Source organism: Lysobacter sp. H21R4, from assembly GCF_015277535.1.
In the GTDB taxonomy this organism is placed as follows: Bacteria; Pseudomonadota; Gammaproteobacteria; order Xanthomonadales; family Xanthomonadaceae; genus Novilysobacter; species Novilysobacter ciconiae.
Genome location: NZ_CP063772.1, coordinates 2,007,029 through 2,018,519, shown reverse-complemented (window position 1 = coordinate 2,018,519; position 11,491 = coordinate 2,007,029). Strand labels below are relative to the sequence as shown.

Genomic DNA, 11,491 nt, shown 5'->3' with positions numbered 1-11,491 from the left:
CGCCTGGACTGAGATGCCGACGCCGCTGCGCCGCCGATTGCGACTGGCCCGCCGGGGCGTGGGCTACACCGTGGGGATCGTGCTGGTGCTGCTGGCGCTGGTGATCGCGGTGGCCAGCCAGTTGCTGCCGCTGGTGGAGCGCCACCCCGACCGCGTCGCCGCCTGGCTGGGCGAGCGGGTCGGGCGTCCAGTGGCATTCGACCGTCTGCAAACCGGCTGGACGCGTCGCGGCCCCTTGCTGCAGTTGCACAACCTGCGCCTGGGCGAGGGCGCGGACGTGTTCGATGTCGGCGATGCCGAGATGCTGCTGTCCATCTACGCCGGGCTGTGGCCGGGCGTGCCGCTGTCGGAGCTGCGCCTGCGCGGCCTGGAACTGGTCCTGGAACGGTCGCCCGACGGCCGCTGGCAGGTGCGCGGACTGCCCGGCCAGCGCGAGGCGGACGGCGATCCGTTCCACTCGCTGGAAGGGCTGGGCGAGCTGCAGGTGAGCGACGGCGCACTGACCGTGCTGGCCCCCGATCTGGGACTGGATCTGAACGTGCCGCGCATCGACCTGCGCCTGCGCGTGCAGGGCGATCGCGTCCGTGCCGGCCTGCGCGCCTGGCCGGAGGAGCTGTCCTCCGCGACTCCCAGGGACAACCGCGATGACGGCCGCCCGGCGCCGGTGGTCGCGATGCTGGACTTCCACCGCCACGACGGGGCCGGCCGTGCGTATGTCGGAATCGACCGCGCCGAGCTGCAGCCGCTGGCCTCGGTGCTTGACCTGCACGGCATCACCCTGCAGACGGGCGACGGCCGCGCCAAGGCATGGGCCGATCTGGAGGACAAGCGCCTGGTCGGGGTCAAGCTGGAGACGACGCTGGAGCGCGTGGTGCTGGCCGGTTCGACGATCGCTCCGGTGCCCGGCGCCGCCGGCCAGATTCCGCTGCAGGTGATCGACCTGCTCGAGAGCCGGTTGATCTGGCGACGCACCGATGGTGGCTGGCAGCTGGACGCGCCGCTGCTGCATCTGCAGACGCAGGGCGAGGACCACCGCTTCGGTCCGCTGACCCTCGCCGCCGGTCGCCAGTACGGCCTCGTCGCCGAGAACATCGATCTGCAGCCGCTGGCGTCGCTGGCCGTGCTCAGCAACCAGCTGCCCGGACCGCTGCGGCATTGGCTGTTGCATGCGCGCCCGCACGGATCGCTGTCGGGGGTGGATCTGCAGGGACGCCGCGACGGCGGCATGCAGGGCGGGGTGCGCATCGACGGCCTGGGCTTTGCGCCGCTGGGCAATGCGCCGGGCATCAACGGGCTGGCAGCGGATGTCCGCGGCGATGCGGACGGCTTCAGCGCCCAGTTGGATCCCTCCGCGGCGATGAGCTTTGACTGGCCGCGCGGCTTCGGCGTGCCCCATGTGGTCCACCTGACGGGCAACGTGGCCGGCTGGCGCGGCCCGGACGGCTGGCAGGCGGGTACGTCCGCGCTGCGCATCCAGGGTCCGGATTTCGGCGCCAATGTCCGCGGCGGGCTGGGCTGGAACGGCGATGGCGGGCGTCCGCGGATCGATCTGGCGGCGACGGTGGACGAGACCCGCCTGCCGGTCGCCAAGGGCTTCTGGGTGCGCCACCTGATGCCCGAGGCGCTGTTGCACTGGCTGGACACCGCGCTGGTCGACGGCATCGTCCGCGACGGCCGCGCGATAGTCTCCGGGGACCTGGACGACTGGCCGTTCGATGACCACACCGGCCGCTTCGAGGCCAGCGCGCACATCACCGACGCCACGGTCGCGTTCCAGCCCGACTGGCCGGCCGCTACCGGGCTCGACCTGCAGGCCAGCTTCATCGGCAACGGCCTGGACATCAGCGGTCACGGCACGCTGGCCGGAATCGCGATCCCCAGCGTGAAGGCCAGCGTCGACCATTACGATCACGGCACGCTGGCCATCGAGGCCAAGGGCAGGAGCGACGTGTCGCGCCTGCTCGGGCTGCTGCGCGCCAGCCCGCTGCAGCAACTCAATCCGGAGACGTTCGCCGCGATCAAGGGCTCAGGTCCCGCGGAGGTCGATTTCGCGATGGCGCTGCCGATGGTCGAGCACGGCGCGCTGGCGATCGACGGCAATGTCCGCCTGGCCGGCGCGCGCCTTGCGGACCCGCGCTGGGGGCTGGCGTTCGAGCAGGTGCGCGGTCCCGTGACCTACACCCAGAACGGTTTCCGCGCAGACCGCCTTGACGTGCAGATGGGCGGTCGCCCGGGCAGGTTGTCACTGCGCTCGGGCAAGGATGCGGTGCGCGACGCGGGCAACGTGCTGGAGGCCGACCTGCAGGCCCAGTTCGGCGCCGATGCGCTGCTGGCGCGGGCACCGGAGCTGGGTTGGCTCGCGCCCTACATGCACGGTCGCTCCTCGTGGACGGTGGGCGTGCTCGTGCCCGCAGCAGGCACCGGCAGCGGCGGTGCGGCGCGCCTGAAGCTGCAGTCCGACCTGGTGGGTACGGCGCTGACGCTGCCTGCGCCGCTGGCCAAGCCGGCAGGGCAGCGGCTGGCGGCTACGGTGGAGACCGCCCTGCCGCTGGAGCAGGGCGAGGTGCAGGTCGTCCTGGGCGATGTGCTGGCCCTGCGCGCGCGCAGCAGCGGTCAACGCACCGGCATCCGCGCCGCGCTGGGGACCGCCACGCTGCCGGCGCCGGCGCCGGCCTCCGGGCTGATCGCCAGCGGTCGCGCGCGCAGTCTGGACGCGATCGGCTGGGTCGGCCTGGCCCGGGCCGGCGCGGGTGATGGAAGCGGCGCAGGCGTGCCATTGGGCCAGATCGACATCCGCACCGATCGGCTGCAGCTGTTTGGCGGGGAGTTCGCTGATGCCCGCGTCCGTGTCTCGCCCGGGGCGGGCGGCGCGCTGCTGGTGCAGGCGGAAGGCCCGCGCCTTCAGGGCCGTCTGCAGGTGCCCGAGTCGTCCACCGCACCGGTCTGGGGCCGGTTTGAACGCGTCCACTGGCGTCTGCCCACGAAGGCGGCAGGCGCACCCAAGCCCGCTCCGCATGTTGCCGCCGCCACCGTGGACGAGGACATCGACCCGGCGCGCATCCCGCCGCTGGCACTGGATATCGACGACCTGCGCCTGGACGACGCGATGCTGGGCCGGGCGTCGCTGCGCACGCGCGCGACCGGCACCGGCCTGCAGATCGAGCATTTCAGTGCGCAGAGGCCCGGCCAGCGGATTGACATCCGCGGCAGCTGGACCGGCCGCGGCAGGGCTGCGCGCACCCGTTTTGAAGTCGACCTGGCAAGCACCGATTTCGGCCGCCTGCTCGCGGGCCTGGGCCACGTCGGGCGACTCGACGGTGGCGAGGGCCGCATGTCGCTGGCCGCCGAATGGCCGGGCGGTCCGATGCAGTTCGAGCTGGTCAAGGTGTCCGGCAACCTGAAGGGCGAGGTGCGCGACGGTCGCCTGCTGGACGTGGAGCCGGGAGCCGGACGCGTGCTGGGCCTGCTCAGCATCGCCGAACTGCCGCGCCGGCTGATGCTCGACTTCCGCGATTTCTTCTCCAAGGGCTTCGCCTTCAACGAGGCCAAGGGCGACATCCGCTTTGCAGGCGGTATGGCGAGCAGCGACGACCTGCGCATCGAAGGCCCGGCGGCGCGGATCAACATCCGCGGCGAAGCCGACCTGCGCGCGGAAACCTTCAATCAGACCATCGAAGTCCTGCCGCGGTCCGGCAACCTGCTGACCGTGGCCGGTGCGCTGGCCGGTGGGCCGGTGGGCGCGGCGATCGGCGCAGCGGCCAACGCGGTGCTGCGCAAACCGCTGGGCCAGATCGGCGCGAAGACCTATCGCGTCAGCGGGCCGTGGAAGGATCCGCACGTGGACGTGGTCAGCCGGGAACCCGAGCGCAACGGCCAGGCGCCGCCGGCCGCGTCTGCGGCAGGGCCGGGCACCGCTTCCTCACCCGCGCCGCCGCCGGAGACGGGCACGCGCCAAAACAGCACGGGCACTCCGGCCCAAGCGCCGGCACGACCTGCCGTGGAGCCGCCGCCTGAGTCACCGGCGCGGCCGCCCGCCGGTTGAAGCGCCCGCAGTCGCCCGCATATCGTCCGGGTGGCTTTGCACCTGCGCGCCGCTGCACCCCCGCCGATTTCTCCCGTGCGCCGCCTTCCCGCCAGGGAGGCCGCCCGTTCCGTCATCACCTCCCCAGAAGATCCCATGACCCAAACCCTGCAACTTGCCGAATCCCGCCTCCTGCTGCCCTCAGGGCTTGATGCCGGGGGACTTGAGCGAACCTTCGGCACGCTGCTCGGGCCGGGTATCGACTTTGGCGACCTGTATTTCCAGCATGCCCGCCGCGAGAGTTGGAGCGTGGAGGACGGCATCGTCAAGGACGGCGCGCACTCCATCGAGCAGGGGGTGGGCGTGCGCGCGATCAGCGGCGAGAAGACCGGTTTCGCCTATTCCGATGAGATCAACGCGCAGGCGCTGATCGCCGCGTCCACCTCGGCGCGGGCGATCGCGCGCGACGGCGGCAGCCTGACCACCCGGCCGCTGGTGCGCGCCAACGCGCAGGCCCTGTACGCGCCGGTGGACCCGGTGGATTCGATGGGCAACGAGGACAAGGTCGAGGCGCTGCGCCGCATCGACAGGCTGCTGCGCGCGGCCGATCCGCGGGTCAAGCAGGTGATCGTCAGCCTCGGCGGCGGCGTGGATACGATCCTGGTGGCCCGCAGCGACGGCATCATGGGCGCCGACGTGCGTCCGCTGGTGCGCTTCAACGTGCAGGTGATTGTCGAGCAGAACGGGCGCCGCGAGTCGGGCTACACCGGTGGCGGCGGGCGTTACGGGTATGCCGAACTGTTCGCTGACGGGAAGCCGGAAGCCTGGGCGCGCGAGGCCCTGCGCCAGGCGCTGGTCAACCTGGAAGCCGTCGACGCACCGGCCGGGGTGATGCCGGTGGTGCTCGGCAACGGCTGGCCCGGCGTGCTGCTGCACGAGGCGGTCGGGCACGGCCTGGAGGGAGATTTCAACCGCAAGGGCACCAGCACCTTCGCCGGCCGCATGGGCCAGCGTGTCGCCGCGCCCGGCGTGACGATCGTTGATGACGGCACCCTGCCGGGGCGCCGCGGCTCGCTCAACATCGATGATGAGGGCGAGCAGACCCAATGCACCACGCTGATCGAGGACGGGGTGCTGGTGGGCTACATGCAGGACAGCCTCAACGCGCGCCTGATGGGCATGGCGCCCACCGGCAACGGTCGCCGCGAATCCTTCGCCCACCTGCCGATGCCGCGCATGACCAATACCTACATGCTCGCCGGCAAGCACGATCCGGAGGAGATGATCCGTTCGGTCAAGCGCGGGCTGTACGCGGTCAACTTTGGCGGCGGCCAGGTCGATATCACCAGCGGCAAGTACGTGTTTTCGGCCACCGAGGCCTACATGATCGAAGACGGGAAGATCACCGCGCCGGTCAAGGGCGCCACGCTGATCGGCAACGGCCCGGAGACCATGCAGAAGGTGCGCATGATCGGCCACGACCTGGCGCTGGATGAGGGTGTCGGCGTATGCGGCAAGGACGGCCAGAGCGTGCCGGTCGGCGTCGGCCAGCCGTCGCTGCTGATCGATGGCATCACCGTGGGTGGCACCCAGGCGTGATGCCGCAGTGCGGCTACGGCTGGCGCTGGTCCGCTGCGTCGTTGTCGAGCGCGCGCTCGTCGATGGTTTCGTCGCCCAGCGCTTCGTCGTCATCGAGCACCTCGTCGCCGGCCTCCAAGCCCGCGCCACCGGCGACCGGCATCTCCGGCAGCAGGATCAGTTCGCGCAGCTGCCGGAACAGCTCGCGCGCGGCGCGCGGCGGCTTGTTGCGCTTGCGCTCCTCCAGCGCATTGCGGACCAGCTGGCGCAGGCCCTGGCGGTCGGCGTCGGGGTACAGGTCCAGCAATTCGGTCAGGGCGGCATCGCTCTCGGCCAGCAGGCGGTCACGCCAGGCCTCGACGCGGTGCATGATCGCGGTTTCGCGCCTTGCGGTATCGCCTTTCTCGTCGAGCGCGTCGCGGATCGCCTCCATCACCGCGTCATCCTCGCGCCGCATCTGCTTGGCCAGGAACGCCAGCTGGCGCTTGTGGGCGATGTGCGAGGTGATCCGGCGTGCCTCGCGGATGTGCGGCAGCAGCTCTTCGGGCACCGGCATCCGGGCCAGCTGCGCCTCGCTGAGCGCGACCAGCTGTTCGGCGATGGCGGCCACTTCCAGCGCCTCGCGCCGCTGCTGGCTGCGGCTCTCGCCACGGAATTCGCCGGTTTCCTCGTCTATGCCGCGCATCGTTGGACCCTACATTTTCCGGTCGCCACGGGTCTGGCCCGCCGCGACCGCATCAAGAACAGACTCCGGGGCGATTGCCCGGAACCACAGCCTGCAAGGATAAGACATTGAACGAGCTGCGCCCGACCCATCCATCCCCCCTTTCCCACAGCGAGGAGCAACTGGACATGCTGGCCGGCCTGTCGCGGCGGCTGCTGGACGCCGCGCGCGCCAGCGGCGCGGACCAGGCGGAGGTGTCGTGCTCGGAGGAGTCCGGGCTGAACGTCAGCGTGCGCATGGGCGAGGTGGAGACGGTCGAGTCGACCCGCGACCGCTCGATTGCGGTCACGGTCTACTTCGATGGTCGCAAGGGCAGCGCGTCCACCGCCGACCTGCGCGAGGAAAGCCTGGCCACGACCGTGGACCAGGCCTGCGCGATCGCGCGCCACACCGAGCGCGACCCGGCCGCCGGGCTGGCCGACGCCGGGCTGATGGCGACCGACCTGCGCGAGTTCGACAGTTGGCATCCCTGGGATATCCAGGCCGATGAGGCGATCGACCTGGCGCTCGCCTGTGAACAGGCGGGCCGCGATGCCGATGCGCGTCTGGAAAACTCCGACGGCGCCTCGGCGAGCAGCGGCAGCACGGTGTCGGTGTACGCCAACTCGCACGGCTTCGTCGGCCGCGAGCGCGGCACCCACCACAGCCTGGGCTGCGCGCTGATCGCCGGCCGTGGCGAGCAGATGCAACGCGACGGCTGGTACGACATCGCGCTGGCCGCGGAAGACCTGGAACCGGCCAGCGCGATCGGTCGCAAGGCCGCCGAGCGGGCGATCTCGCGCCTGGCACCGCGGCAGGTCCCCACCGGCGCCTATCCGGTGCTGTTCTCGGCCGAGGTCGCGCGCGGGCTCATCGGGCACCTGCTGGGCGCCGTATCCGGCGGTGCGCTCTATCGCCGCGCCAGCTTCCTGCTCGACAGCGTGGGCACGCAGATCTTCCCGGAGTGGTTTGCCCTGCATGAGCTGCCGTTCCTGCCGCGCGGCTTCCGCTCGGCCTCGTTCGATGCCGAGGGCGTCGCCACCCGCGAGTCCGCGCTGGTGGAAGGCGGCGTGTTGCAGCGCTACGTGCTGGGCAGCTACTCGGCGCGGCGCCTGGGTCTGCAGACCACCGCCAACGCCGGCGGCGTGCACAACCTGCAGGTCGCCAGCAATGCCGGCGATCTGCCGGCAATGCTGGCCGGGATGGGCACCGGCCTGCTGGTGACCCAGCTGATGGGGCAGGGCGTGAACACCATCACCGGCGATTACTCGCGCGGCGCGGGTGGCTTCTGGATCCAGGACGGCCAGATCCAGTACCCGGTCGATGGCATCACCATCGCCGGCAACCTGAAGGACATGTTCGCCGCCATCGAGGCCGTAGGCAGCGACGTCGACCACCGTTCGCACATCCGCACCGGCTCGATCCTGGTCGGGCGGATGACGGTCGCCGGCGAAGGCTGAGCCGGCTCGATTGACCTGCCTGCGGGCAGGGCACATGCTTTCAAGCATCCATTCAGGGGGTTTGGCATGAACGTTCACGAACACGATCCACTTGGTACACCGCCGCAGGACGAGGGCATCCCCGTCCAGCAGCGTCAATGGGCGATGTTTGCCCACCTTTCCGCGCTCACCGGCATCTTCACCGGTGGTCTGGGCTGCGTGCTCGGCCCGCTGATCATCTGGCTGATCCAGAGGGAAACGATGCCGTTCGTAGACGACCAGGCCAAGGAAGCGCTCAACTTCAACATCACCATCGCCATCGTTACGCTGGCGCTGGTGGCCGTCGGCACGGTGCTGCTGGTGATCCTGATCGGCTTCCTGTTCTACCTTGCCGCCTTCGCGGTGGGCATCTACTGGCTGGTGATGACCATCATCGCCACTATCAAGAGCAACGAAGGCATTGCCTACCGCTATCCGATGACGCTGCGTCTGGTCAGCTGATTCCTGCATCGGCCGGTCGTTACGCCATACCTGCAGGCACGGGCCCGGGAGAGTGATTTCCCGGGCCCGCTTGCGTCTGACACTTCGCCGTCAGCGGCTGACGCGCTGGTCGAGCCGGTCCATGCGCGCGGCCAGCGGCGGATGCGTACGGTACAGCTGCGACATGCGCGCCGGACGGGTGCCCAGGGCGGCCATCTTCTGCAGCACCGCGTAGAACGACAGCGGGTCGAACCCGGCGCGCGCCAGGTACACCCCGGCCGCTTCGTCCGCGCGGTATTCGGCGTCGCGGTCCAGGCTGCTTATCATCACCGCCGCGCCGTGGGTATCGACGTAGTCGCGCGCGAAATCCGCTGCAATGCCGTGTGGCCGGACCTGGGCCATCGCGACGTCCTTGCCAACCTTGGCGATCTCCTGCTTGCGGATCACCTCAAAGTGGTCGCGCTGGACGACGTGGCCGAGTTCGTGGGCGATCATCGCCGCCAGTTCGGCGTCGTCGTCAAGCAGGTCGTACATGCCGCGGGTGACCAGGATGTAGCCGCCGGGAGCGGCGTAGGCGTTGATCTCGCCGTCGTCGATGACCCCGAAGGTCCACGGCAGTTGCGGTCGCGAAGTTTGCGATGCCACCCAGCGGCCGATCAGGTTGATGCGCTTCTGCGCGTCCGGATTGGCCCACAGCGGCGCCGCGCCCAGCACCCTTCCGGCGATGGCCGGCCCGAGCTCGAGCTCCTCGGCCGCCAGTTCCTGTTCGGACTTGCCGACCGCACGATCGGCGACCCGCATCGCGCTGTCGGCGATCGCACCGCCGCCAAGCCGCGAAAGCAGTCCGCGCGCCGACGACAGGGTCGCGCGCTTCTCGGCCTGGGTCGCCTGGCCACCGCTGCCACGCGCGGCCGCCGCATCCGGTCCCCAAGCAATGCGTACCGGCTGCCAGCCCTTGCTGCGCGCGTGCGCCCCCGCGGTCTCTGCGCTGACGCTGTAGGCCTGCAACCTCGACAGTCCGGCAGCGTCGTTGCGGGCGGTCCGCAGCGTGGTCTCGTTGATACCGCGCACGCTTGCTGTCTCCGTGCTCCTGCCCTGGCCGGCGTTGCCACCGAACAGCGCCTGGCTGTTGGCGGTGGGGGTCTCGGTGCCGGCGCTCGCCACCCGCACCTCGTTGATGCGCACGTAACCACTGCCGCCATCGGCCAACTGCAGCCGGTACCACAGGCCGTTCTGGTCGACGATCTTCACCGCTGCATTGCGCTGCAGGACGGCGATCTTGCCGGCCTTGAGGTCCGGTGCGCTGCGCACCTCCACCGAGGGTTTGTGCACGACCGCGGGCATCTCCGCGGTCGCGGCAATGGCGCCGGCGGTGAGGAGCAGCGCGGGCAGGATCGCCACGCCGATGCGTTTGCTGATGGTCTTCATGCGGCTTCTCCATCGGGCGCGGAGCCCGTGTGTACGAACGTGTTGGCGGCCTCCAGCGGCCGCTCGGGGAGTTGATTGAAGTCCTGGCCGAGCAGACTGCGCAGTTTCAGTCGGCGCTCGTCGGGACTGGCGCCGCCGGTTTCCGCCATCGCGAGAGTGATCGCCAGCTGCGCGCGCGCCGCTGGTGCGCGGAGATAGCGCACGAGTTCCGCCTGCAGAGCATCCAGATCCTTGCGGACCCGGTCGCGCAGCATCGCCTCGCTGCTGCCGTTCCACAGCAAGGTGACGATGTCATCCAGCATCGCGGTCATCACGTGCTTGCGCTCCACGATGCCGTCGATCATGACGATCCCGTCCCGGGCATAGACGTGGCGGCGCAGCACGCGCCGGTACTCGCGCCGCCGGACCTTGTAGCTGCGCGCCGACAAGGTCGGATCCGGCAGCAGGCGCAGGCGCACCACCGCCGTCCACGGCGCGGCGGCTGGATCGTGTTCGGCGGTGTAGTCGCTGTTGCCGTCGGCGCGTCCGCGCTGCACGCCCGAGTACATCCGGCACGCACCGAAACACAGGCTGACGAAGCCGACGCTGGCGAAGATGTCGAGGAAGAACCCGAACAACGTCAGCCCGGCAAAAGCGAGCAGCAACAGCAGCGTATTGATCGCCACGAACACCGAATCCACGTCCTTGTGTGGCTGCCCGCGCCAAAAGACCAGCGTGGTCAGCAGGGTCGCCAACGCGGCGAGCACGTATTTCACCCATCCCGGCGGCATCCGGATCGCGCTTCCGGCCACCAGCGCCTCGGTCGCCTCGGCGAGGACCTCCACCCCCGGCATCGCGCGGTTGACCGGGGTGGGCTTGACGTCGTTGATGCCCGCGGCCGTGTACCCCACCAGCGCCACGGTGTCGCTCAGGGACGGCATCGGGTGGGCGTCGGAATGGCAGATCGGCCGCTGCTCGATGATGTCGGCCGCACTGGCGTAGGGCAGCTGCGAGCGGGTCCGCCAGTTGACCCGCAGCAAGGGCTTTCGCGGATGGTGAACCGCTGCGATTGGGTGATCCGCCAGGGCGGCCAGGCGCAAGGGCAGCGCGGGGATGTTCCAGTCGCCCGCGTCCAGGTAGAGCAGCACGTCACGCACCACGCCGTCCTCGGCCCGGGCGACATTGACCAGCGCGCTTTGGCGCGCCATGGCCTCGCCATAGGGCAGCATCAATGCGACCGTCGGCCCGGGGATGGCTGCGGCCCGCGTGCGCGGATATGCCGCAGGTGCCAGGTCGGCGGTCAGCGATGCGCGCGCGTCAAAGTCGCGGTGCAGGCGCGAGGCGGCGAACAGGAACCGGCCGTCGCCCGCCTCGGCCATCTCTTCCAGCAGCAGGTCGCCCTGTGGATCCTGCGCGGAGCGATCGGCGAACAGGACGTCGAAACCGACCCCGCGCACGCCGGCGCGGTCGAGCCCGTCGATCAGGTCGGCGTGGCGTGCGCGGCTCCATGGCCAGCCGCCTTCACCGACGCTGCGGAAGTAGTCGATGGAGCAGTCATCGATCTCGACCACCACCACCCGGCCCGACGGCGTGGGCTCAACGGGGCGCCACTGAAGCACCTGGTCGAAGATTGCATCCTCGGCGGCGTCCAGCGAACGTTCGTGGGTCCAGTCCCACGCCAGCCAGCCAATCGCCGCCATCGCCAGCAGCGGAAAGAACGCGAAACGCAGCCGCAGCGTCAGCCACGCCAACGGCCGACGATAGCCGCGCAGGAAGACGGTCCAGGCGTCCATCGCGCGGACGCCCAGCGTTGCCATGCGTGTGTGTAGCCATGCCAGTACGGCATGGCCGGGGCCATTGCCC

Annotated in this window: 7 protein-coding genes; 4 read left to right on the top strand and 3 right to left on the bottom strand. The window is 70.3% G+C overall.

The window, feature by feature from the left end; all coding sequences use genetic code 11:
* Window positions 1-13 precede the first annotated feature (13 nt).
* The gene (locus INQ40_RS09135; protein WP_194340196.1) at window positions 14-4,042 is read left to right on the top strand and encodes a YhdP family protein; all 4,029 of its coding nucleotides are present in this window, start codon (window positions 14-16) and stop codon (window positions 4,040-4,042) included.
* Between the two features lie 135 nt (window positions 4,043-4,177).
* Window positions 4,178-5,620, top strand: coding sequence for a metalloprotease TldD (gene tldD / locus INQ40_RS09130; RefSeq protein ID WP_194340195.1), 1,443 nt, complete (start codon window positions 4,178-4,180; stop codon window positions 5,618-5,620).
* 13 nt (window positions 5,621-5,633) lie between these two features.
* Here the strand turns inward: tldD and yjgA are convergent, their stop codons facing one another.
* Window positions 5,634-6,284: a ribosome biogenesis factor YjgA gene (gene yjgA / locus INQ40_RS09125; RefSeq protein WP_194340194.1), complete on the bottom strand. Its 651-nt coding sequence runs from the start codon at window positions 6,282-6,284 to the stop codon at window positions 5,634-5,636.
* Between the two features lie 167 nt (window positions 6,285-6,451).
* Between yjgA and pmbA the strand changes: the two genes are divergently transcribed.
* Both pmbA and INQ40_RS09115 read left to right on the top strand, forming a co-directional pair.
* Window positions 6,452-7,762: a metalloprotease PmbA gene (pmbA, locus tag INQ40_RS09120; protein ID WP_194342498.1), complete on the top strand. Its 1,311-nt coding sequence runs from the start codon at window positions 6,452-6,454 to the stop codon at window positions 7,760-7,762.
* A gap of 144 nt (window positions 7,763-7,906) precedes the next feature.
* The gene (locus INQ40_RS09115) at window positions 7,907-8,242 is read left to right on the top strand and encodes a DUF4870 domain-containing protein (protein ID WP_193987311.1); all 336 of its coding nucleotides are present in this window, start codon (window positions 7,907-7,909) and stop codon (window positions 8,240-8,242) included.
* A 90-nt stretch (window positions 8,243-8,332) separates the two neighbouring features.
* Here the strand turns inward: INQ40_RS09115 and INQ40_RS09110 are convergent, their stop codons facing one another.
* Both INQ40_RS09110 and INQ40_RS09105 read right to left on the bottom strand, forming a co-directional pair.
* The gene (locus tag INQ40_RS09110; protein WP_194340193.1) at window positions 8,333-9,649 is read right to left on the bottom strand and encodes a M48 family metalloprotease; all 1,317 of its coding nucleotides are present in this window, start codon (window positions 9,647-9,649) and stop codon (window positions 8,333-8,335) included.
* Window positions 9,646-11,445: a CHASE2 domain-containing protein gene (locus tag INQ40_RS09105; RefSeq protein WP_194340192.1), complete on the bottom strand. Its 1,800-nt coding sequence runs from the start codon at window positions 11,443-11,445 to the stop codon at window positions 9,646-9,648. The genes INQ40_RS09110 and INQ40_RS09105 overlap by 4 nt, the downstream gene beginning before the upstream one ends.
* Between the last annotated feature and the right edge of the window lie 46 nt (window positions 11,446-11,491).